At 32.7% G+C, this 23,902-nt stretch carries 25 protein-coding genes; 16 read left to right on the plus strand and 9 right to left on the minus strand.

Annotated features, from left to right (window positions below; all coding sequences use genetic code 11):
* Window positions 1-143: 143 nt before the first annotated feature.
* The 5 genes from LO744_RS18140 to LO744_RS18160 all read left to right on the plus strand — a co-directional run bounded on the left by LO744_RS18140 (window position 144) and on the right by LO744_RS18160 (window position 3,290).
* The gene (locus LO744_RS18140) at window positions 144-1,133 is read left to right on the plus strand and encodes a D-alanine--D-alanine ligase (RefSeq protein ID WP_230672543.1); all 990 of its coding nucleotides are present in this window, start codon (window positions 144-146) and stop codon (window positions 1,131-1,133) included.
* Between the two features lie 71 nt (window positions 1,134-1,204).
* Entirely contained in the window at window positions 1,205-1,672 is a 468-nt protein-coding gene (gene coaD, locus LO744_RS18145; protein ID WP_115620359.1) for a pantetheine-phosphate adenylyltransferase, read from the plus strand.
* 41 nt (window positions 1,673-1,713) lie between these two features.
* Window positions 1,714-2,073 (plus strand): four helix bundle protein, encoded by a 360-nt coding sequence (locus LO744_RS18150; RefSeq protein WP_230671918.1) that lies wholly within the window; start codon window positions 1,714-1,716, stop codon window positions 2,071-2,073.
* 42 nt (window positions 2,074-2,115) lie between these two features.
* On the plus strand, window positions 2,116-2,748 hold the full coding sequence (locus LO744_RS18155; protein ID WP_230671920.1) for a trimeric intracellular cation channel family protein: 633 nt from the start codon (window positions 2,116-2,118) through the stop codon (window positions 2,746-2,748).
* A gap of 5 nt (window positions 2,749-2,753) precedes the next feature.
* The gene (locus tag LO744_RS18160; protein WP_230671922.1) at window positions 2,754-3,290 is read left to right on the plus strand and encodes a hypothetical protein; all 537 of its coding nucleotides are present in this window, start codon (window positions 2,754-2,756) and stop codon (window positions 3,288-3,290) included.
* 52 nt (window positions 3,291-3,342) lie between these two features.
* On the opposite strand, the gene LO744_RS18165 is transcribed toward LO744_RS18160, so the two are convergent.
* Window positions 3,343-3,909: a tetratricopeptide repeat protein gene (locus LO744_RS18165; RefSeq protein WP_230671924.1), complete on the minus strand. Its 567-nt coding sequence runs from the start codon at window positions 3,907-3,909 to the stop codon at window positions 3,343-3,345.
* A 116-nt stretch (window positions 3,910-4,025) separates the two neighbouring features.
* Entirely contained in the window at window positions 4,026-4,520 is a 495-nt protein-coding gene (locus LO744_RS18170; RefSeq protein ID WP_230671926.1) for a dihydrofolate reductase, read from the minus strand.
* A gap of 139 nt (window positions 4,521-4,659) precedes the next feature.
* On the opposite strand from LO744_RS18170, the gene LO744_RS18175 reads away from it, so the two are divergent.
* From LO744_RS18175 to LO744_RS18195, 5 genes are all read left to right on the plus strand, one after another.
* Window positions 4,660-5,268: a LemA family protein gene (locus LO744_RS18175; RefSeq protein ID WP_230671928.1), complete on the plus strand. Its 609-nt coding sequence runs from the start codon at window positions 4,660-4,662 to the stop codon at window positions 5,266-5,268.
* Window positions 5,268-5,696: a TPM domain-containing protein gene (locus LO744_RS18180; protein ID WP_230671930.1), complete on the plus strand. Its 429-nt coding sequence runs from the start codon at window positions 5,268-5,270 to the stop codon at window positions 5,694-5,696. The genes LO744_RS18175 and LO744_RS18180 overlap by 1 nt, the downstream gene beginning before the upstream one ends.
* Window positions 5,677-6,480, plus strand: coding sequence for a TPM domain-containing protein (locus LO744_RS18185; RefSeq protein WP_230671932.1), 804 nt, complete (start codon window positions 5,677-5,679; stop codon window positions 6,478-6,480). The genes LO744_RS18180 and LO744_RS18185 overlap by 20 nt, the downstream gene beginning before the upstream one ends.
* A gap of 282 nt (window positions 6,481-6,762) precedes the next feature.
* A complete protein-coding gene (locus LO744_RS18190) occupies window positions 6,763-7,284 on the plus strand; it encodes an NAD(P)H-dependent oxidoreductase (protein ID WP_230671934.1) in 522 nt (173 codons plus the stop codon).
* Between the two features lies 1 nt (window position 7,285).
* A complete protein-coding gene (locus tag LO744_RS18195) occupies window positions 7,286-9,163 on the plus strand; it encodes a monovalent cation:proton antiporter-2 (CPA2) family protein (RefSeq protein ID WP_230671936.1) in 1,878 nt (625 codons plus the stop codon).
* Between the two features lies 1 nt (window position 9,164).
* On the opposite strand, the gene LO744_RS18200 is transcribed toward LO744_RS18195, so the two are convergent.
* Window positions 9,165-9,974 (minus strand): head GIN domain-containing protein, encoded by an 810-nt coding sequence (locus tag LO744_RS18200; protein ID WP_230671938.1) that lies wholly within the window; start codon window positions 9,972-9,974, stop codon window positions 9,165-9,167.
* Between the two features lie 230 nt (window positions 9,975-10,204).
* On the opposite strand from LO744_RS18200, the gene LO744_RS18205 reads away from it, so the two are divergent.
* Complete coding sequence (locus tag LO744_RS18205; protein WP_230671940.1) at window positions 10,205-12,346, plus strand: M3 family metallopeptidase; 2,142 nt, start codon at window positions 10,205-10,207, stop codon at window positions 12,344-12,346.
* A 62-nt stretch (window positions 12,347-12,408) separates the two neighbouring features.
* Here the strand turns inward: LO744_RS18205 and LO744_RS18210 are convergent, their stop codons facing one another.
* Window positions 12,409-13,695, minus strand: a complete 1,287-nt coding sequence (locus tag LO744_RS18210; RefSeq protein WP_230671943.1) for a peroxiredoxin family protein — start codon at window positions 13,693-13,695, stop codon at window positions 12,409-12,411.
* A 198-nt stretch (window positions 13,696-13,893) separates the two neighbouring features.
* Between LO744_RS18210 and LO744_RS18215 the strand changes: the two genes are divergently transcribed.
* Window positions 13,894-14,271, plus strand: coding sequence for a YchJ family protein (locus LO744_RS18215; RefSeq protein ID WP_230671945.1), 378 nt, complete (start codon window positions 13,894-13,896; stop codon window positions 14,269-14,271).
* 350 nt (window positions 14,272-14,621) lie between these two features.
* On the opposite strand, the gene LO744_RS18220 is transcribed toward LO744_RS18215, so the two are convergent.
* The 3 genes from LO744_RS18220 to LO744_RS18230 all read right to left on the minus strand — a co-directional run bounded on the left by LO744_RS18220 (window position 14,622) and on the right by LO744_RS18230 (window position 16,456).
* Entirely contained in the window at window positions 14,622-15,122 is a 501-nt protein-coding gene (locus LO744_RS18220; protein ID WP_230671947.1) for an FKBP-type peptidyl-prolyl cis-trans isomerase, read from the minus strand.
* Window positions 15,123-15,235: 113 nt separating this feature from the next.
* Window positions 15,236-15,487, minus strand: a complete 252-nt coding sequence (locus tag LO744_RS18225) for a VF530 family protein (protein WP_230671949.1) — start codon at window positions 15,485-15,487, stop codon at window positions 15,236-15,238.
* A gap of 114 nt (window positions 15,488-15,601) precedes the next feature.
* Window positions 15,602-16,456, minus strand: coding sequence for a hypothetical protein (locus LO744_RS18230; protein WP_230671952.1), 855 nt, complete (start codon window positions 16,454-16,456; stop codon window positions 15,602-15,604).
* A gap of 214 nt (window positions 16,457-16,670) precedes the next feature.
* Here LO744_RS18230 and LO744_RS18235 point away from each other — a divergent pair, with 214 nt between their 5' ends.
* From LO744_RS18235 to LO744_RS18250, 4 genes are all read left to right on the plus strand, one after another.
* Window positions 16,671-16,832, plus strand: coding sequence for a hypothetical protein (locus tag LO744_RS18235; RefSeq protein WP_230671955.1), 162 nt, complete (start codon window positions 16,671-16,673; stop codon window positions 16,830-16,832).
* A 5-nt stretch (window positions 16,833-16,837) separates the two neighbouring features.
* A complete protein-coding gene (locus LO744_RS18240) occupies window positions 16,838-18,046 on the plus strand; it encodes a metallophosphoesterase family protein (protein WP_230671957.1) in 1,209 nt (402 codons plus the stop codon).
* 170 nt (window positions 18,047-18,216) lie between these two features.
* The gene (locus tag LO744_RS18245) at window positions 18,217-21,255 is read left to right on the plus strand and encodes an SMC family ATPase (protein WP_230671959.1); all 3,039 of its coding nucleotides are present in this window, start codon (window positions 18,217-18,219) and stop codon (window positions 21,253-21,255) included.
* A gap of 109 nt (window positions 21,256-21,364) precedes the next feature.
* A complete protein-coding gene (locus LO744_RS18250) occupies window positions 21,365-21,814 on the plus strand; it encodes an STM3941 family protein (RefSeq protein ID WP_230671961.1) in 450 nt (149 codons plus the stop codon).
* Between the two features lie 51 nt (window positions 21,815-21,865).
* Here LO744_RS18250 and LO744_RS18255 read toward each other — a convergent pair whose 3' ends face one another.
* Together LO744_RS18255 and LO744_RS18260 are read right to left on the minus strand one after the other, a co-directional pair.
* Window positions 21,866-22,885 (minus strand): LLM class flavin-dependent oxidoreductase, encoded by a 1,020-nt coding sequence (locus LO744_RS18255; protein WP_230671963.1) that lies wholly within the window; start codon window positions 22,883-22,885, stop codon window positions 21,866-21,868.
* Between the two features lie 268 nt (window positions 22,886-23,153).
* Entirely contained in the window at window positions 23,154-23,735 is a 582-nt protein-coding gene (locus LO744_RS18260; protein WP_230671965.1) for a TetR/AcrR family transcriptional regulator, read from the minus strand.
* Window positions 23,736-23,902: the final 167 nt, after the last annotated feature.

The following is a 23,902-nucleotide window of genomic DNA, read 5'->3' on the forward strand; positions in this document are numbered from 1 at the left end:
CTTTAATAATAACGACAAAGATAATTAATAATTTTATAATGAAGTTTTTATTTAACAGATTTCGTTTTTGACTTCAAAAAAAATGAAATTCATTTATTTCAATATATAAAATGTTTAAATTTGCCTTTATTGATAATATGGATATGAGCAAAAAACACGTTGCCGTAGTTATGGGAGGCTATTCTGACGAATATAAAGTTTCTATGAAAAGCGGCCAGTTAATATATGACTCCTTAGACAGAGACCTTTATCATGTCTATAAGGTCATTATTCTGAAAGATGAATGGTATTTTCTGGATGAAAACGATAATAAAAAACCGATCAACAAAGGTGATTTTTCGGTTACTTTAAATAATAATGAAGCATTGAAATTTGATGCATGCTTCAACATTATTCACGGTACACCAGGTGAAAACGGAATTCTTCAGGCATATTGGGACGCTATCGGACAGAAATACACAGGTTGTGATTTCTACCAAAGCGCATTAACCTTTAATAAAAAAGATACTTTAGCAGTACTTTCAAAATATGGAATACCTTCTGCAAAAAGTGTTTATTTAAGAAAAGGCGAAAATATTAATGTTGATGAAATTGTTGAATATTTAAATCTTCCTTTGTTTGTAAAACCCAACCAATCAGGATCATCTTTGGGAATTTCTAAAGTAAAAGAAAAATCGGAACTGATAGCTGCCACCGAAATTGCTTTTAAAGAAGATGATGAAATTTTAATCGAAAGCTTCTTAGACGGAATGGAAGTTTCTGTTGGAGTGATCGATTTTAAAGGTGAAACTATCGTTTTGGGTATTACAGAAATTGTTCCTCAGAATGAGTTTTTCGATTATGAAGCTAAATATGAAGGTGCTTCAGAAGAAATTACCCCTGCAAGAATTGATATCGAAACGACAAAAAGAGTAGAAGAAATAGCAAAAAGAGCTTACAATTCTCTTGGAATGAGTGGTTTCTCAAGAAGTGAATTTATTTTAATGGATGGAATTCCTTATATGCTGGAAATGAATACCAACCCAGGATTTTCTCCGGCAAGCATTCTTCCGCAACAGGCTAAAATTTACGGAATTTCAATCAAAGACCTTTGTGGTAATGAAGTTGAAAAAGCTTTACAAAAGAGAAACTAGATATTAGAAGTTAGATATTAGAGTAACATAACTCATAATTGATAACCCATAACTTATAATTTTATTTGCGCATGAAAATTGCTGTTTTTCCTGGATCGTTTGATCCAATTACTTTAGGACATTATGATATTATTGAAAGAGCGGCAGCGCTTTTCGACAAGGTAATTATCGCCATTGGTCAAAATTCTCAGAAAAAATATATGTTTCCCATTGAAAAAAGAATGGAATTCATACAAAATTCGGTCGCCGAGTTTCCTAATGTGGAAGTTGATTATTTTGAAGGCTTAACTGTTGATTATTGCTTTGAAAAAAATGCTCAGTTTATATTAAGAGGACTAAGAAATCCTGCCGACTTTGAATTTGAAAAAGCAATTGCTCATACCAACAGAACTTTAGCCCACAAAAAACTCGAAACCGTTTTTCTTTTGACTTCATCAGGAAAATCATTCATCAGCAGCAGTATCGTAAGAGAAATCATCAACCACGGTGGCGAATATGAACTTTTGGTTCCGGAAGCGGTAAGAGTTGAGCATAAGTAATGAATAATTGGTAATGAGTAATTTTAAATACAGTCACATTTATGGATTTCAACCAAATCTTTAGAGACAGAACTAAAATTTTTTCTGTGCTGATTATTAAATCTCTATCACCATTACCTTCTTCAGATGCACTTTCGATTATTAGAAAACAAATTATAAGATCTGCAACTTCTGTTGCAGCAAATTACAGAGCGGTTTCGCGAGCTAGATCTGATAAAGAACGATTTGCAAAAATGTGTATTGTAGTAGAAGAAATAGATGAAACTCAACTTTGGCTTGAAATAATTGAAGAACTTGAATATCTGGAATTAGAAAAATTATTAGCTTTAAAATCAGAATGCGAAGAATTAGTTAAAGTAATGACAACTTATAAGTTTAAATTGTCACAAAGCTTACAATAGTCACCCTATTACTCATTACCAATTACTCATTAATCATACTCAATGCACGAACAAATCAATTTTGCGATAGAAATTCTGGGTACGATATCGTTTTCGATGTCGGGAAGTTTTGCTGCGATGCAGAAAAGGCTGGATCCATTCGGTGTTTTGATTATCGCCTTCGTAACATCTGTTGGCGGGGGAACGGTAAGAGATTTACTGCTCGATGTTCCAGTATTTTGGATGCATGACCTTCTGTTGTGTGGAGTGATTTTGGTAACCTGTATTTTTTCAATGATCTTTAAATCTATTGAGAAAAATTTTAAAGTAACTTTATTTATCTTCGATAGCTTCGGACTGGGATTATTCACTCTGATTGGTGTTCAGAAAGGTTTAAATGCTGATATCCATCCTTTAATTTGTATCGGGCTCGGAACGATTACGGGCTGTTTCGGTGGGATTATCCGGGATATTTTACTCAATAGAATTCCCTTAATTTTCCGAAAAGAAATTTATGCAAGCGCCTGTATTATTGGCGGTGCAACATTTTTATTATTGACTACTTTCACCAATTTATCATATACCGTAATTCAGGTTTTCACTATTTTATTGATTGTTACCATTAGAACATTGGCTGTAAAATATCAGTGGCAAATGCCTAAGTTTTATGGTTACGTAAATGATTCTGAGATGTAGATTTTATGAATCAGATTGAAATTAATATATCTTCTTTTTCAGAATCAACAAATTTTCAAATTACAGAAATTAATGATTCTTACACTATCATAATGAAGGTTCTTGATGAAATTATTGATAGTGAGTCTTTTGAAAATGAACAACATGAGCTATTTGAAAAAATATATCAAAAAATTCAAAATAATGAAAGACATCAATTGGGAAAACTTGCAGAGCAATTAAATCAACTTAGTGAAAAGCATTTAAGATATAAAACGCTTTCATTGGAATTTAGTAAAGATGATAATTCAAACTATCATTTACTGTTTCAATCTATAAATAAATACGAATCTGAAAGTTCGGAAGAACAAGAAAATGAGAGAACAAAGGCAATTTTGGATGGCTATTCTGTAATTTTGAAAACAAAATCTGACTTTTGTAGAATACATGCACCAGATAATAATTCGCATCCAATTTTAATAAATTTCATAAAATCTACCACAAATTTGCTTAAAGAAGAATACCCTATAGATTTTCAAAATAAAAAAATCATTAATCTATAAATAAAAATGCACCTGATCTCTCAAGTGCATTCTATTTTTTTAAGCAAACTTCTTAAAACTTCCCTCTATTTCTCATATTAGGATTGTGCATATGCTTTTGCATGGTTGGCATTTTCAACTGGTCTTTCAACATTTTGATTTGATCTGCCATCATCCCCGCAGAGTCTAATCTTTTTGCTTCCTCCAAAAGTTTTTGCCCCTCTTGTTTTCTGCCTTTAGAAATTGCTCCGGCTGCCAAATTAAGCGTTGCCATTGCACGGTCATGTTTCATATTCAAACCATAATCCAATGCTTTTCTCATCAAAGGCTCTACTTGTGTAGGATGTTCCTGAGCTAAAACCAAACCTTGTAGATAATGATAATATCCATATTGGTTTTTATGAAGCTCTGTTTTATAATCTTTAATATTATTTAAAAATTTTGAAGCTTTAATCATGTCTTGTTTTCTCAACTGCCAAAAAGCTAAAAGGATATTTTCGTTCTTAAAAAATAAGAAAATCGGCAATGCTGATAAAAGGAAAATTACAATTCCCCAGCCTAGATTTCTTGTGAAAATCATCATATAAAGACCTCCAATAATTAGAAGTGCTGCAACTATGATTTTTATGTACTTATTCATTATTAAATTTTAGAAGTGCAAAGGTAATAAATTTGGTTGATAGTTGTTAGTTTACGCTCAATTGTTAATACTTTTCTAGAACAATTTTTACGTATTAAATAACAATTGACCTATAACTATTTAGTTTCAATTTTTTCGTAAGTCTGAAAATAGAAATCATATTGATTTTTTTCATCTTTTTCATGAAAAACTTCCTCCGTTTTTTTCCAAACTTTTTCATTAATTTTAGGAAAGTAAGTATCCGCTTCAAGATTTGCTTTTACCAAAGTCACTTCAAGACGGTCTGCAATTTCCATGGTTTGTTCGTAGACGTTTCCGCCACCGATGATGAAAATATTTTCGTCAATTTTTTTTGCAAACTTTATCGCTTCTTTAATGCTTCCAACTATTAAAACCCCTTCCTGAAACCAGTTTTTCTTTCTCGAAACAACAATATTCGTACGGTTAGGAAGCGCTTTGCCTATACTTTCAAAGGTTTTTCTTCCCATGATAATCGGATGTCCCGAAGTTAGGTCTTTAAAATGTTTTAAATCTTTCGGAAGATGCCACAATAACTGATTACCAGAACCAATCTCATTTTTTTCTCCCATTGCCACCACAATTGTTGTCATTCAATAAATTTTCCGCAAAATTAGCACTTAATTTGTATATTTGGTTAGCACAAAAAAATAATAAAAATTTAAACAATGAAATCACCATTCAAGAAGATTGGTCATTTCACAGACTATTTGAAACATTAAAAATTCACATATGAAAAATAAAGGCTGTCTGAGCGCCGGAACAATCGGTATTGCTCTTCTTATTATCGTTGGAGTACTTTTTTTCTGGGGAAAAAACGGATACAATAATTTTGTAGCTCAGGAACAAAAAGTTGATGCAAAATGGGCTAACGTACAAACCGTATATCAAAAAAGAGCCAACTTAATTCCCAATCTTGAAAGAACAGTAAAGTCATATTCAAAATTTGAGCAGGAAACATTGACGAAAGTTGTAGAAGCTCGTTCAAAAGCTACTTCTATCAACATCGACCCATCTAATCTTACCGAAGCTGATATGGTTAAATTTCAGGCTGCACAAGGAGAATTATCCGGTGCATTGAGCCGATTAATGGCGGTAGTAGAATCTTACCCTAATCTGAAAGCAGATCAACAATACATTAATTTTCAGAGAGAATATATTGCTATAGAAAACAGCATCAGAACCGAAACAGTGTATTACAACGATGCTGCTAGAGATTATAATATTTCTATCAAACAGTTTCCGAACAATATTTTGGCAAACTTTACCAATTTCAAAGAAAAACCTTTATTTAAAGCACAAGCTGGAGCAGAAAATGCACCAAGCGTATTTACAGAATAATGAGTCGTTTTTTAACAGATCAGCAGATTACTTCTCTCGTAGAAGCTATTCAGTCGGCAGAGCAACATTCTACCGGAGAAATTCGCGTACATATTGATTCTACAACAGATAATCAGACTGCAGAAACTGCTTTTGAGGTTTTTAAAGAGCTCTGTCAAAATAAAACGGCCGAAAAAAATGCTGTTCTTTTTCATGTGAATTTTGAGAAAAAATATTTGACAATCATCGGTGACACCGGAATTCACGAAAAAGTACATCAGTCTTACTGGGATCACTTGCACGATTATATTACTTCAGAATTTGCTAAAGGTCATTTTTATCAGGCTTTAAAAAGTGGAATTCTGGAAACCGGTTTAGAACTAAAAAAATACTTCCCATTAAAAGGAGAAAATCACAACGAATTGCCCAATGAGATTACATTCTCTTAAAATATTTTTCACATTTATCTTAGTTTGCTGTTATGGTTTTTTATCAGCACAGTACACTATTCCCGAAAAGCCAGCAGTCTTATACCCTGTATATGACGAAGCAAATCTTCTTACTCAACAGGAAAAAGATGAGTTGAATAACAAACTCATCAAGTTTGCAGATTCTACCTCAACGGAAATAGCAATTATCATTATTCCTTCTACAAAAGGGGAAGATGTAAATTATTTGGCGACTATGTATGGCGAAAAATGGGGAATTGGGCAAAAAGATGTCGATAACGGAGTAGTTTTTCTGATTGCTAAAGACGACAGAACGATGTCGATTCAGCAAGGAAGAGCGGTTGAGCAATATTTAACAGCCTCAGTTGCCGGACAGATTTTAGATTACATCGTCACACCCAATTTCAGACAGGGAAAATGGTATGAAGGGATTAATACCGGAACAAATGCCATTATGGAAGCAGTTCAGGGAAAATTTAAACCTATTGCAAACAAGAACAAATCGGGAGAAATCAGTGTTACAAAACTGCTCGTTATTGCTTTTGTTATCTTTATCATCATCGTCATTTTTTTTGGAAATCGAGGTGGTGGAGATGATGATGACGACATTACGATAAGCCGTAGAGGAAGAAGAAATTATCCCGGTGGATTTTTTCCATTCCCTTTCCCAGGAAGTTTTGGGGGCGGTGGATTCGGTGGCGGAAGTTCTCGTGGCGGAGGTGGTTTCGGAGGATTCGGCGGCGGCGGAAGTTTTGGCGGTGGCGGAGCTTCTGGAGGTTGGTAGATTTAAATATTAAATGAAAAAAAAAGATAATAATCACAGCCCAAACGAAATATTAGGAATGTTTATATTTTTATTCATTATTGTATTTGTTGTCAGAATTTTATTTGAACTTATATCTTCACTATTTTAATCTATAATTAATAGATCTCAGTAATTTTGTCATTTCATAGAAATCTAAACTTTGCTAAATTGATTTTTTCCCTTCAATTAAATTTTCCTTAAACCTACCAAAACCATTCATATTTTACTCAATTTTCATTATATTTACTGAAAACGGGGTCTATGAAAAAAACGCTGGTGGTTTTTGCCCATCCTTATCTGGAACATTCAAACTCTAATGTAGAGTTGATTAATTTCTATGTTCGTCATCAGCATTTTACCCTTCGTGATTTGTACGAAGAATATCCCGATTTTCATATTGCGGCTTTCAGAGAACGAAAAAGACTGCAGCAATACGACCGTTTTATTTTTCAGTTTCCTATTATCTGGTTCGGAATTCCACCCTTATTAAAGCTTTGGATTGATGAAGTATTCGACAGAAACTGGATTAAAGAAGGCGAAAAAAACCCTCTTGAAAGCAAAGAAGTCTACATCGTTGTGACAACGGGTGGGAAAGAAAGATCTTTTAGAAAAGAAGGCACTTACAAATACACCATCGACGAATTAATCAGTGGATTAATTGTTTCTTTAAATGTTTTTAATGCCAATATCAAAGACATCACTATCGTTTACGAAGCCAATAAACTGTCAAAAAAAGAAATTATTTTACAGAAAAAGAAATTTGTAGAAACCCTAAATCAATAATATGGAATCTAGCTTAGCAATGAATACCTTACTCTTTTTGGGCGTTGCCATTATCATGGTACCGTTGGCAAGAAAATTTGGTTTAAGCTCGGTGATTGGCTATATTTTAGGTGGAATTATCATTGGACCCTATGTTTTAAAACTAACCGGAAATGATGTTGACGGCATTATGCACGCCAGTGAATTTGGGGTTATCATGCTTCTTTTTCTAGTGGGGCTAGAATTAGAACCCAGAAAATTTTGGGAAATGCGGAAGAAAATTATAGGACTCGGCCTTACACAGATGGTTCTTACCATCTCGATACTTTTCCTCATTTTCATTTGGGCGGGTTGGAAAATCGACAAGGCAATCGCAATCGCTATGTGTTTTGCATTATCATCTACAGCCATTGTACTGCAAACATTACAGGAAAAAAACAATCTTAAAACCACAGCCGGCGAAGCCTCGTTTTCTACACTTTTATTTCAGGATATCGCTGTCATTCCTATTTTGGCGATTTTACCCGTCATTGCTAATTACAAAGCGAGACATCATGATAATGAAGTTCAGATTTTAATTCAGAATCTTCCGGAATGGCTTCAGGCAGGAACCGTAATTTTTGGGGTTGCTATTTTAATATTATTGGGAAGATATGTTTTTGTTCCCTTTTTAAGATACGTTTCAAAAGCTGGAATGACAGAGTTGTTAACCGCCTCTTCCCTATTTTTGGTTATAGGAGTTTCAGAATTAATGGTTGCGATTGGTTTGTCTCCCGCATTAGGAGCGTTTTTAGCAGGCGTAATGTTGGCAAATAGTGAATTTCGTCATGAACTGGAAGCACATATCGATCCGTTTAAAGGACTTCTTCTCGCTGTATTTTTTGTAAGCGTAGGTTCTACAATGAATTTTAACATCATTGCTCAAGATCCTGTTTTCATTTTCAGTACAGTTTTTGTCGTTTTAGCGGTGAAATTTTTCGTTCTTTTTGCGATTGGAAAATTCTTTAAAATTGATACTCCACAGAGTTTGTTTTATGCTTTTGCCCTTTCTCAAGTTGGAGAATTTGCTTTTGTATTAATCAATTATGCTTCTGATCTTTATCTTTTCAATGCTGAAATGAATGCTCAGATGATGGCGATTACTGCAATTACAATGTGTATTACGCCCATTCTTTTAATTATTAACGACAGATTGATTACTCCAAAATTCATCAAAGAGATTCCCGAAATAAAATCAGATTTCGATATTCTTGACGGTAATATTTCACAGAAAAAAATTATCATTGTAGGTTTTGGTCACTTCGGAAGCACAGTGGGAAGACTTCTTAAAGCCAATAAAATTTCAGCTACGGTGCTTGACAGAGATTCTGACCGTGTAAAATTATTAAGAAGCTATGGTTTTAAAGTTTATTACGGAGACGCAACGAGAATTCCCGTTTTAAGGGCCGCAGGAATTGAGGAAGCCGAAATTTTAGTTTTATGCCTTGATGATCCCGATGACAATAAATTTGTTGCCACACTGGTTCGCGAGCAATATCCCAATGTGAAAATATTTGTAAGAGCTAAAAACAGAATTGATGCATACACCTATTTAGACAACGGAATTGATAATATTTATCGCGAAACTTTGGGTACTGCAGTCGATATGGCCGTTGATGTTTTACAGGAAACAGGAATGCGAAAATATGCAGCCCGCCGTCTTGGACAGAGGTTTATGGCAATAGACAAAGCATCAATCCGGAAGTTGGCAAAATCAAAAAATGATGAAGATGTACGTCTTTTTACCACAAAAGAAATCCTCCAGCGAGAGGAGGATTTGTTGGCTTATGATAATTTAAATTTTGAAAATAAAGACTGGGAAACCTCATCAACAGACGAAGATGAAGAAAACCCAGAATAAATTATTGTACATCTACACTTCCACCACTGCTTTCTTCTTTGCTCACAATCGTTACATTTCCTTTTTTGATGCCTTTTACACTTCCGCCAGAAGATGCATGGCCTTCAAATTTTGAAGAAACACCGATTTCTACACTTGCTCCGCTTGAAGCTTCGGCTTTTACATTTTCAGCAATTACTTCTTTTGCAGAAATTCCACTTCCTGAAGATGAAGTAAGGTTAGCATTTTTAGTTTTTCCGGAAATCGTAACGTCAGCTGCTGAGGAAGCTTCAACCGTAAGATTTACCGCCCAGATTTGTCCTTTGAAAGTGGCACTGCTTCCAGCATCAATCTCTAAATTATTAGCTTCAAGTTTCCCTGAAATATGAGCGGCACTTGAGATTTCAACATCCGTTTTCTCTTGGGTAAACTGGTCTCTTACAATAACGATAGCGGCAGAATTTGCCTCCAGTTTTGTAAAATCTTTAGTATAAATTTTAGCTTTCACATTGTTGGTATTCATTACACGTACTCCGGTTTTATAATGAATATGAAGCTCGCCCCCTTTGTTGTCAACCAAAACTTCATCAATAATATTAGCCGGTGCAGAGATTACTACCCTTTCAACATCAGATTTAATAATTTCAGCTTCAATAGCCTGAGAAACTTCAATTTCATCAAAATCTCCCTTAAATTCTTTTTGCTTTAATGACCCGTGATCTTTGTTGGTAACATCTGGCAGCCAAGTAGACTTCTCTTGCCTGTTCTCATTTTTTTTGCAAGAAGTGAAAACCACTAATCCTGAAAGAAGTAAAATTGCTGTGTATTTCATAGGTAAATGTTTTATTTTTTTTAAAAGGGCAAATGTAATCGCGTCATCTTTATCAGTGTTTGAGTATAAAAAATCATGGCGATTTCATGTTTTAATGTTTAGAAGTTTAGTTTTTAATATCTTTATACTTTAATAACAACTAAATTATGAAATCTCTTACAATTGACCATAAAACAATTTTTAAAATCAAAAGAGATTCTATATTACTTTAAAATAATAAATATCTGCACATGAAAAACATTTCATCAGTATTGTTAATTTCTGCTTTAGCATTCAATTACTCTTGTACCACAATGAAAACAAATGACATAAAACAGGAAGTTCCTGTTCCTGATGCTTCACTTTCTTCAAATCCTTTTATGAAGAAAAGCAAACTGCAATATGAAGCTCCCGAGTTTGATAAAATTAAAATGGAACATTTCAAACCGGCATTCGAATTTGGATTAAAACAACACGATGCCGAGATTTTGAAAATTGCAAATAATAGCCAAGCTGCAACTTTTGAAAATACAATCGTTGCACTAGAAAAAAGTGGTGAAGTTCTGAAAAGAGCCTTAATTACATTTTCAAATCTTACGAGTGCAAACACCAACCCTACTTTACAGGCATTAGATGAAGAATATGCTCCAATTTTTGCGGCACATTCTGATAAAATGTACCTGAACGAAAATCTTTATAAAAGAATTAAATCTATTACAGAAAACGGTTTAGATGCTGAAAGCAAAAGACTCGTACAGTTTTACAAACAAAATTTTGAAATCGCAGGAGCCAATCTTTCTTCAGCCGATAAAGAAAAATTGAAGCAGGTAAACCAGGAATTAGCTTCTCTTTCAACTCAATATTCCAACAAATTACTGGAAGCGAGAAAGCAAGGTGGCGTTTACTTTTCTGATGCTAAAGAACTAGACGGGCTTTCAGCAGACGAAATTGCTGCTGCTGCAACCGATGCTAAAACTGCAGGGCAACCTGGGAAATATCTTTTAGCTTTACAAAATACGACACAACAACCTCTTTTGCAAAATCTTAAAAACAGAGCAACAAGAGAAAAATTGTTTAAAGCATCATGGACGAGAGCTGAAAAAGGTGATGCAAACGACACTCGTGAAACCATTGAAAAATTAGCCAAATTAAGACTGAAAAAAGCTCAGATCTTAGGCAAAAAAAGTTTCGCAGAATGGAAATTGCAAGATCAAATGGCTAAAAACCCTGAAGCTGCCGTAAAACTGATGAATCAAATCGCAAATCCTGCGGTAGAAACAGCAAAACGTGAAGCACAAGACATTCAGGATTTAATTGATCAGCAAAAAGGAGGGTTCAAAGTAGAACCTTGGGACTGGAATTTTTATGCTGAGCAAGTAAGAAAAGCAAAATTTGACCTTGATGAAAGCGAGATTAAACCTTATTTTGAAATCACAACCGTTCTAGAAAAAGGTGTTTTCTTTGCTGCTGAAAAATTCTATGGATTGACATTCAAAAAGAGAACTGACCTTCCGGTTTATCATCCAGATGTAGTAACCTACGAAGTTTTTGATCATGATGGAAAATCTATCGCTATTTATTATCTTGATTTTTACACCAGAGACTCTAAAAGTGGTGGGGCATGGATGAGCAATTATGTTGAGCAGTCTTATCTTTTAGGAACAAAACCTGTAATCGTTAACTGCTACAATTATCAAAAACCAGCGCCGGGAAAATCTTCACTCATAAGCTTTGATGATGTTTCTACGATTTTCCATGAATTTGGTCACTCTATTCACGGGATGTTTGCAAGCCAAAAATACCCATCACTTTCTGGAACCAATGTACCGAGAGATTTTGTAGAATTCCCTTCTCAAATTAATGAACACTGGGCTTTAGACCCGATGGTTTTAAAGAATTACGCGCTACATTATGAAACAAAACAGCCGATTCCTCAAGCTTTGGTTGATAAAATTAAAAAAGCGGCAACCTTCAATCAAGGTTATATGACAACCGAATTGGTTTCTGCAGCTGCTTTGGATATGGATTGGCATTCGGTAACTAATGAAGGTCAGTTGATTCCTGTTTTAGATTTTGAAAAACAATCTTTAGCGAACCATGGATTTACTTTAGCAACGGTACCTCCACGATACCACACTCCTTATTTTGCACACATTTGGGGTGGTGGTTATTCTGCAGGATATTACGCTTATTTATGGTCTGAAACTTTAGATAATGACGCTTGGGAATGGATTAAAAACAATGGCGGATTAACCCGTGAAAACGGTGACCGTTTCAGAAAATATATTCTTTCTGTAGGAAATTCTGTTGATTTGAATCAGGCATTCAGAGATTTTACAGGACACGACCCGGATATTAAGCCGTTGTTGAGAAACAGAGGTTTTATTAAATAAATCAAAAAGCATCCAAATTGGATGCTTTTTTTTGTTGAAACAAAGTCTATTAAAGAAAATGTTTAGTTTTTTAATGACATTAAAATCTTTGTGATTTCTTGCTGATTATATTTTTTCAATAAAACTTTACCTTCAGAATCTAACAATAGAAAACTAGGATTAGAAGAGATTTCCAGCTTTTCTACGTAAGCACGGTCATTTTTTTCACTTTTTACATTAATCCAATTTTGTAAACCTTTTTCTTTTACAAAATTTTGCCATTTTTTATCATCAGTTGTATTGAGATAAGCAATTGACTGAATATCGGCACCTGAATTACGAATATCTGCAATATAATTTGCAATTCCGGGTGTTTCTTCTTGACAATGCACACAATCTGGGTCGTAAAACATCACAAAAGTATATTTCGATTTTGAATAAACATCAGAAAGCTTCACCAATGTTTTATCTAATTTCTGCATATCGGTATTTTCGATGACACTTCCTATTGGCACCGCTTCCAAAGCAGAGAGTTTTGCAGCGATACTTTTATAGAATGTCTCATTTTTATTCAGACACTTCATATCATTCAAATAGGTATTGAATGTATATTTATAAGCATCATTCATCCCTCTTTGGCTGTAATATTCAAGGTTTTTAAAAATCCATTTCAGATAAAAAAGATAATTTTTAGAATCGCAGTTTTGTCCTTTCAAAAGTCTGTCTACGCCAATCTTGTAGTTTTCATTATCTACAGGAAGTATATTAATATATTTAAATAAAAACTGGTACGAGTTAGGAAGTAAGGCCATTCTTCTTTCATTTAAATCTAAATCTGCAAGAAAATTAGCCTGCATTTTTTTTCTTTCATCAAGATTTTCAGGGATTTTCACATTCCTTTTTTCTTCCAGTTTGGTATAAAGGTCAAGCGTAGGACTCGGATATTTTTTTTGAACATTTCTCAATAGTTCTAATTTCTTTTCGACACTACCCGATTGCCTTTCGTAACTGAGAAAACTGATATTGGGTTCTTGCTCAGCGACAAGCCCTAAAAGGTCACTTCCTTCCAGATTAAATGATATTTTCGAACCATTGTTGACTAAAATATTTAAAGCTGATTTATTAGACTTTAGTTCCAGCTTATAGATTCCTCCTAAAATTTTCTGTTTCTCAACAAATTTGGCAATGGGTGTTTTCTCTCCGATTTTTGCAGAATCTACGGTATACGTTTCTGAAGCAGTTCCGTTGAATATTTTTAAATACAATACGTCTTTAGAAATCCCTTTGGTTTTAATACTTATTTCGTAACCATTTTGCGCCGAAAATAAATTGAAAAATCCAAAAAATAAAATGTAAATATATTTTTTCATAAATGATGTTTTTTTACAATTGCAAAGTATTACAAAATTATCAATATCTATTTAAGAATAAAATAAATTTTAATCAATTTCTTTCGTTTTACTTGATGATTACTATGCCGATTTACTTTTTAATGATGAAAATGAACTTCAATTCCCAAATAATATTCCAAAACTTTTGCGACTTTTGTACATCAAAAAAAATAAAGAATGAACTGCCCTTGTTGCTCCGGAAAATTATACGAAGAATGTTGTCAACCTTATCACAACAAAGAAAAATATCCTCCGACAGCAGAAGCTTTGATGCGTTCTCGTTTTTCGGCATTTGCCATTCCGAATGGGGATTATTTAATGGAAACAACTTCTCCCGTGAAAAGACAATTTCACAACAAAAAAGATTTGCAGGAATGGGGAGAAATTAATGAATGGACAAAACTTGAAATCGTAGATACTCCCAGTTTAGACAAAGTTGAGTTTAAAGCTTTTTATACTGATGAAGATGGAGAAAAGCAGGTTCATCACGAATTATCTCAATTTAAAATGATTCAAAACCGTTGGTATTATGTAAGCGGAGTATTTTTAGATTAAATATTTAACCACAAAAGTCACAAAAGAATAGTGCATCTTTTAAAGTTTAATTACTTTGAAAATATAAGTTCACAAAAATAGTGGAAAATTTTATAATAAGATTTCAAAATAGAAACTCTTTGATTTTCAACTTATGTGCTCTGAAATATTCTCAAAGTATTTAAATTAAAACTCATGTGGCTAATGCGTCAAAAAGCAGCATAAATTCATGAGATTTTCATAAATTTATTTTCAAACTTTTTTGAGCTTTATATTCTCAATAAATTAAACTATTCTTTTGTGACTTTTGTGGTTAAAAACAAAAAATGTCCAACTTTTCAGTCGGACATTTATATGATGTAAGCTATTTCTTAGTGAGCTTCGTTTCCGTCAATTCCATGAGCGTGACCGTGAGACAATTCTTCTTCCGTTGCAGGACGAGTATTCACGATTTCAACTTGGAAATCTAAAACTTTACCAGCCATTGGATGATTAAGGTCTGCCACAACAAATTCTGGCGTAACTTCTACTACAAAAGCCTGGAAATTATTTCCATCATTATCAGAAAGAGGCAAGATAGCTCCTACAGGAGGAATACCCGCTTCTCCGAACATATCGATTGGCAATTGAGCAATCGCATCTTCTTGTTTTTCACCATAAGCTTCTTCCGGCTGAATTACAAAAGCAGCAGTATCGCCAGCTTTTAAACCAAGGATATTTTGCTCAAATTTAGGAATCATCATTCCTAAACCATATAAAAATGTAAGCGGATTTTCTGATGTAGTTTCTTCTACTAGAGTTTTAGTTCCATCTTCTTCGATAGTGTGTAGAATATACTTTACAGCTACAACGTGATTGTTTTCGATTGTCATATTTTTTCTTTTTTCGTGAATTTTGTCTCACGATTATCGGCACAAATATACTATTTTTGAAATAATTGTTTTTGAAAACTATTTAAATAAGTATCTCCAATAAATACCAATTCCTAATCTTCTTTATTTCTTTCCGCTTTCTTTTTCTGTCTCAAAACATAAAGATATAAGCTTTCAACTTTCGCTCTCGCCCAATCTGTTTTTCTCAAAAATTTCAACGACGAATTGATACTCGGATTATCGGTAAAACATTTGATATTGATTTGTTTTCCAAGTTCTTCAAAGCCCTGATAATATTCTACCAATTCTTCTAGAATAGCATCAAGTCGTTTTCCGTGAAGTGGGTCTTTAGATTTTTGTTCCATAATTTTGTAAAGGTAAATATTTCTTTATCAAACCAAACTTCATAGGTTTTTGAAATTTATTAAGTTTGGCACTCCGAAATCTTATTTTTTTCAAATAAGATTATTTATAGATAATCATTCTATCTTTTCTTTAAAATCCACTTTCTCTGATTTATTTTTAGAAATATTTTCTACCATTTTCTTATAATCTTCAGTTTTCATTACCGTCAGATTATTATTTGAATTCCAAATACTCGTATATTTTTTTGAAATAGTGATATAATGTTCCCAATTTGTAAACTTTTGATACAACATTAAAGTACAAATATCTGTCGGAGTAATAGTTTGCCAATTTTCAATCACATGACTATGAATTCCGCTGATTGTTTTCCCCACTTTTTCATCATGAATATTATGTGCAATCATACTATTATGAAGTTTTTCAACATTCTTAATTTCATTTTTATTATTAAATGTAATTAAATAATCATTCCCAAAAATAATAAGGTTATCTACAGATGGTCCCGTTAAAACATAAACTTTTTTAACATTTTTCTTAATAATAGGAACAATATTAAAACTCGTATTCTGATAAGATTTGAATATTGTATCTGTTTTAATTCTTGTTAAAGTATTTTGTCTAATCATAAAATACTCAGCCTCTAACGGTGTAAAATCTCTTTCTTTAAGGTCAATCTTTGCGTTATTAGGATTATAATTTGTAGGAAAAGCAATCGTTGCAAGAACCTTATTTTCTTTCGAAAAGAAAATACATTTAGGAACAGACTCATCTATATAAGAAAAATAACCTCCTACATTTTCCATTTTTTCATAATTGGCTTTAAAAATATCTGTTCCATACCAACTTGCCATTTCACTACGATATAATGCAATCCCCTCATCATTAACTTCTTTCGAAATTTTTTCTAAACTTTGAGCATGAAATAAAATCGTAAACAGAATAAAAAATAAAGCTGTAATGTTTCTCATAGAGTTAGTTTTTTTCCAAAAATAGTCAATAACATTTTCATTGAGAAATTTTACTTTGCCTTTTTAGTTTCTTACATTTGAACGAATATATTCCATTTATGAAAATACAAAGCTTACCGTCTAAAAATGCGGAAGCAAAAAATATTTTTTCTGAAGAATAGATTAATTTAGCCATATCCTTTATCACAAAATAGTTACCTAAAATAAAGTTGAGATGAGTAGAAATACAGACGCCAATAAAAAAACATACAATAAGATAATCGCCAATAAGAAGCGTAAAATTCAGGAAGCCGAACTGAAAAGGAAAAACCGTTTGAAGGAAATGAGGGAAAATACAAACGCAAAATTAGCCGCAGAAAAGGAAAAAGAAGATTAAACAGTATGAAAATTCTCCACACCGCCGATTGGCATTTAGGTAAACGACTAGACCGCTTTTCAAGGCTTGAAGAACAGGTTTTAGTGATGAACGAAATCATTGAAATTGCCGATGAACAAAATGTTGATTTGGTTTTAATTGCCGGAGATTTGTTTGATAATTTCAATCCGAGTGTTGAAGCGGTAGAACTTTTTTATAAAACTTTAAAACGTTTATCTTTAAATGGAAAACGTCCTGTAGTCGCTATTTCCGGGAATCACGATTCGCCCAACTTGATTGATGCACCCTATCCTTTAGCCCGCGAATGCGGAATTATTTTAATAGGACACCCGAAAGCTAAAATCAATCCTTTTGAATTAGAACATTTCAAAATTTCAAATTCTGATGAAGGTTTTATAGAGCTTACATTAAAACACCAAGATTTCCCAGTGAGAATTTTGCACACTCCCTATGCCAATGAAATTCGTTTGAAAGAATATTTTGGAGAAAACAAAGAAGAGGAATTGAGCCGAGTTTTATCTGAAAATTGGAAAAAAATAGCAGATGAGTTTTGTGATGAAAATGGCGTCAATCTTTTAATGGCGCATTTATATATGAACAAAAAAGGCGTTCCGATTTTGGAAGAACCGGAAGGCGAAAAACCCATTAAAATTGGAAATGCAGATTTAATTTTCTCAGATATTATTCCTCCGCAGATTCAATATACAGCGTTAGGACATCTTCATGGATTTCAAAATATAGGAACTGATGAAAAACCGGTTGTTTATTCGTCTTCACCTTTATGTTACAGCTTTAGCGAAGCCGGACAGACAAAATACGTGAGTATTATTGATATTGAACCTCACAAATCAGCTACTTTTGAAAAATTACCGCTCCAAAACGGCAAAAAGCTATTCAGAAAAACATTTGATTCTATCGAAACTGCTATTGCTTGGCTTCAGGAAAACCCAAATTCTTTGGTTGAACTCACATTAGAAAGCGAAACTTTCCTTACTGCGGAAGAAAGAAAATTTATCTATAAATCTCATAACGGAATTGTACATCTTATTCCCAAAATTAAAAACCAAGATTTTAATGAAAATCAATTGAGCGAAATCAACCTGAATCAGGATATCAAAACTTTATTCAACGATTATTTTAAATCTAAAAATAACGGTCAGGAAGCGAATGAAGAACTCATTAATTTATTTAATGAAATCGCTTCCGAAAAATAGTTTAAAAATATTTTCAAACCATTAAGTTCGATTTAAGAAGTTAAGTTGATTTAAGTGAAATAAATTTCTTAGGCATATCTTAATTTTGCTAGCAAAACCTTAATTAATCTCAACTTCTTAAATGACCTTAATGGTTCAAATTACATTCTTTTAGCATTAAATTCTTAATTATGATTCCAATTCAATTGACTTTAGAAGGTCTTTATTCTTATCAGGAACGTCAGAAAATCAATTTTGAAAATCTTACGGAAGCTGGTCTTTTCGGAATTTTCGGTTCTGTTGGTTCTGGAAAATCTTCTATTTTGGAAGCCATTTCGTTTGCTTTATATGGTGAAACGGAACGTCTTAACTCCAGAGACAAACGTGCCTACAATATGATGAATCTGAAATCGAATAAATCTTATATAGAATTTGATTTCATCAATTTTGAAAATAAAAAATTTCGTGCGACTAGAGAATTCAAACGTAATTCTAAAAATTTTGAAGATGTAAAAACTCCGACCGTCACTTTCTATGAATGGAAAAATGAAAATTGGATTCCTTTGGAACATTCTAATGCAGAAAAAATTATTGGTTTAAGTTATGCCAATTTTAAACGCACCATCATCATTCCGCAAGGTCAGTTTAAAGAATTTCTGGAATTGGGCGCTACCGACAGAACTAATATGATGAAGGAAATTTTCAGCCTTCAGCGTTTTGATTTACAAAATAATGTTTCGGCTTTAAATGCTAAAAACAAATCTGAACTCGACCAGTTAGAAGGTCAGCTGAAAGGTTTTGAAGAAGTGAATGAAGAGCAGATTTCGGCTCAAAAAGAATATTTAAAACTTGAACAACAGAAATTTGAAGAGATACAGAAAATTTTCAAAAAGACGGAAGAAAAATATTTAAAACTAAAAAGTCTGAAAGATGATTTTGAAGTTTTTAATCAGAAAAAAGCTCAATTTGAAAAACTGACTCAGGAGAAAGTTGAAATCGACATTTTAGATACAAAAACTGAATTATTCGACAAAACTTTCAGGATTTTCACGCCATTGATTTCTGAAAAAAATAAACTCACCAAAGAAATTTCTGAGCAGCAAAAAAATAAAGAACATCAGTTTAAAATTCTACAGGAAACTGAAATTCAATTTGAAAACATTAAGAATAAACTTTTAGCAATTCAGCCTCAATATGAATCTTTAAATCAATCTAAAATTCAGGAAAATGATTTGATACTGATTTTGCAGATGCAGAAATTTTCTAGCGAAATCGATATTTTAAAAGACCGCACACAAAAAGGCATTGAAAAAGTAAAAGAAGTTGAAGCCCAGCAAAAGACAATTCAACAAAAAATTGACGATTTATCTAAAAAAATCCATATTTTAAAACCCCAAAAATTAGATTCAACTTTACTATTAAATGCTGGAAACTGGTTTTCTGAAAAGAAAAAACTATCCGAAACTTTGCAAAGCCAGATTCAAAAAATTAATTCAAAGAAAATCGAAATTGAAAATAGCTCAGAAGAATTAAAACCTTTTGAAATTAATCTGAAAACTTTTAAAAATGATTTTAAAACACAAATTGAAGCTTTAGACCATCAAAAGAAAACACTTTCCGAAAAAAGAAATCATTTGGAAGTGCAACAGAAACTAGCTCATTTTGCCAACGAATTGCACGACGGAGAATCTTGTCCGCTTTGTGGCGCTTTGGAACATCCGAATATTGTAGAATTTGATGATGTTAATTTAGAATTAAACGAAATTCAAAAACAAATCGAGCAGATTAAAATTCAGAAAGATGAAATTCAAAAATTAACTTTAACAATAGAAAAAATTCTTGATAGGAAAAAGATTTTTGAAGAACAGTTGAGAGGCGAAGAAGAAAGTTTGAAGCTAATTCAGAATCAGATTGATGAACATCTTAAAAACTTCAATTGGAACGAATTTAATGCTGAAAATCAAAACGATTTTGAGGAAAAACGACAGCAATCTTTTTCCATTGAAAAACAAATCGATGAATTAAATCAACAAATCGGTGTAGAACAAAAAAATCTTGATAAGGAAAGAGAAAATCTTGACAGTTATAATAAAGCGCTGGAAAAATTCAAGCTTGATGAAGCAAAAAAAGAAGAGCAAATAAAAACCAACGAAGCCAATTTAAAGCTTTTAAAATGGGTTGATTACGATAAAAAACAATTTGTTGAAACTGAAGAAATCTACAATAAATTATCTCAGTCTAATCGTGAAACTGAAGAAAATTATCAAAAATTAAATAAAGAGAAAGAAGAAATTTCGCCAAAATTAGCCGAACAAAAAACAATTGTCAATCAGCTGGAACAACGAATCTCTGAATTAGAAAAAGAGATTTCAGACAATAAAAATTTGATTGAAAAAGCCTTACTTGAACAGAAATTTAATACGTTAGAAGAAACTCAAGAAATTCTTGCTCAGGAAATCAACGTACAGGAAACGAGAAATAAAATTCAGCAGTTCAGAATTGCTTTTGAAATTTTAAAAAATAGTATACTTGAGCTTGAAGCCAGACTGAAAGACTTCTCTTTTAATGAAGAAGAATTTTCTACCCTTGAAAATCAGTTTAAAAGCTTTGAAAATGAGTTGAAAATCGCCAATGATTCTGTCGTAAAAATTGCCACCGAAATTGAGAGACTGGAAAAGGAATTTAAGAAAAAAGAAAATCTTTTAAAAGATTTAGTGCACCTTCAAAAACGTGGCGAAAATCTAAAAATCATGACGAATCTCTTTAAAGGAGCTGGTTTTGTGCAGTATATTTCATCGATTTATCTTCGTCAATTGTGCGACCATGCAAATGTTCGTTTTCATAGGATGACGCGAAATCAACTGAGTTTGCAACTGAACGAAAACCATGATTTTGAAATTATTGATTATTTAAATGAAGGTCGAAGCAGAAGTGTAAAAACATTATCCGGCGGACAGTCTTTTCAGGTTTCACTAAGTCTTGCTCTGGCATTGGCAGAAAGTGTACAAAGCCACGCCCAATCAGATAGAAACTTCTTTTTCATTGATGAAGGCTTCGGAACTCAGGATGCAGAATCTGTAAATATCGTTTTTGAAACACTGATGAATCTTCAGAAAGAAAACCGAATTGTAGGTATTATTTCTCACGTTGAAGAACTGAAGGAAAAAATTCCGGTGTCGTTGAACATTACGAAAGATGAGGAGAAAGGAAGTTTAATTGAGGTTGTTTAGTTTTTACACATTAATTTAAACAAAATTATTTTGAAAATATTTTAGAACACATCAGTAGAAAATCAAAGATTTTTATTTTTTATTTACATTTGAACCATTAAAAATTATCATGCAAAATTTACCTTTAATCTTAAGACCCGGAAAAATAAAAAATATCATTCTTATTCTTATCAGTATAGGCTTTATCAGCCTGGGGATATCACTTTTAGAAAAAAACATGCTCATCGCAGTTTTAAATATTTTCTTTTTCGGAATCTGCCTTATTATTTTCATCATCAATATGATTCCCAATTCATCTTACCTTAAAATTGATGAAAAAGGAATTGAGATGAAAAATCTTTTCAGAACAACATTTATTCCGTGGCAGGCAGTGAGTGGTTTTAAAACTAAATTTATTTTCGTAAATAAATTGGTCACTTTTACCATTGATGAAAAACTGTTGGAGAATTCTAAAATGAAAGGAAAAACCGGAGCATTTCCCGATACTTATGGAATGTCTGCACAAAAACTCGCAGCACTTCTCAATGAGTATAAACTTAAATTTGATACTAACATCTAAATAATTTCATAAAAAACTCCGATGATATTTCACCGGAGTTTCTCTATTCTGTTATTTTACTTGTGAGGCAACTTTTTCTCCAAATAATTCAATAGACTTCATCATCACGTCATTTGCAGGGTCGCCTACATCCATATGACCAATAAATCTTGTAATTCCGAAAATCTCTTTCATGTAATTGATTTTATCAGCAACTTCATTGGCATTTCCGATAAATAATGCCCCATCCTTCCCTCTTCCGCCTTCATACTGCGATTTAGTGTAAGGAGCCCAACCTCTGGAAGAGCCAATTCTATCCATCTGAGATTTATAATTATGAAAATATCCGTCTACAACATCTTTTTCATCACTTACAAAAGTGTGTGAATGAATGGCAATTTGCATTGCAGACTCATCATGTCCTGCTTTACGATATTCTTGTTTGTAAAATTCGATTAAATTTTTAAACTGAATCGGCATTCCACCAATAATCGCTACCACTAAAGGCATTCCCAATTGAGCCGCACTTAAAACCGATTGTGGAGTTCCACCAACTGCTCTCCAAATTGGAAGTTTCCCATCATTTTTTGCTCTCGGATAAACGGTTTGATTTTGCATTGGAGCACGCAATTTTCCAAACCACGAAACGTTTTCTTCGGTATTTATTTTCAGTAATAATTCTAATTTTTCATCAAAAAGAGCTTCGTAATCATTTAGAGAATATCCATATAAAGGAAAAGATTCTATAAAACTTCCTCGCCCAACGAAAATCTCAGCTCTTCCATCTGATATTAAATCTAATGTTGCAAAATCTTCGTAGACTTTTACGGGCTCAGACGAACTTAAAACCGTTACTCCACTTGCTAATTTTATATTTTTTGTGATACTTGCAGCTGCAGCCAAAACCATTTCAGGAGAAGAAACAGCATAATCTTCACGGTGATGCTCTCCCATCGCAAAAACATCAATTCCCACTTCATCCATTAACTTTACCTGCTCAAGAATTTCTCTTATTTTAACTCCTGCGTTTCTATATTTTCCGGTAGTCTGGTCAAAGGCTAAGTCGCCAAACATTCCTATTCCTAATTCCATATTTCTGATTTTTTAGATAAGACAAAAGTAAGGGAACGAAAAGGGAAAAACGTTGATGAATGATAAGAACGAACAATTCTAAACTTAAAACTTTTTAACACATTAGTCATATTAGTTTTTAGTTTACATCTTTGAAAACATTTTAGAGCACACAAGAGAAAATCAAAGATTTTCAGTAACTTATATGTTCTTATAGGCACATAGAAAATAGAACTTTCTGTGAATAATGTGTTAAAATTTTCTGGTAAAGGTTAATTCAAAACAGATTCTAAGATTGTTTTTGATTTCCTAAGAGACCAAAAAGCAGTTTTTCTCTTATTTCAGAGGTAATTTCAGAAGTTGATTCTATATTTCTTTTAAACCAGAAATAAGAATTATTGAGGGTATGAAGGATAAATCTTGTCGTAAAAGCAGAAGATTTTAGTTCCCAATTTTCAGCCTGATAAATCTCAGAAATCAATTGCTCAACTTCTTGCTGATAATTTTTTCTTAATTCAATAAACTCGGGTAATCTTTCTTCCAAATGTTTCCATTCATTAGAATAAATATGGGTAACATCTCGGTTTTTAAGAACAACTGATAAATGTTTGTCTAAAAATAAATTCAGCTTTTCCTGTGGAGAAACTTTTGTATTTTTCACTTCCTGAAGCTCTTCAAAAAACTCATGGGCAACCCCAAAGCAAATCCACTCAAGAATTTCTTCTTTAGAACGAATGTGCGCGTACAACGACGCTGCTTTGATATTCAGTTTTGTGGCAAGATCTCTTACCGAGCTGCCCATATACCCTTTCTCTTTGAAAAGCTCTACCGCAACTTCGAGTATTTTAATCTGTTTTTCTTTTAGCTCCATAAGTAAAGTGCAAAAGTAATTATTCTGATTTTAATATCTTGATTTTCATATCATCATTTAGAATATTTTCTCAATTTTAAAAATACTCTCCATATTCATTTACTTCTGACGGATATTTCTTAATTTTAAGTAGAATTATTTAAAATCGGAAATTTTGTCTTTCATAA

The organism is Chryseobacterium turcicum (assembly GCF_021010565.1).
Taxonomy (GTDB): Bacteria; Bacteroidota; Bacteroidia; order Flavobacteriales; family Weeksellaceae; genus Chryseobacterium; species Chryseobacterium turcicum.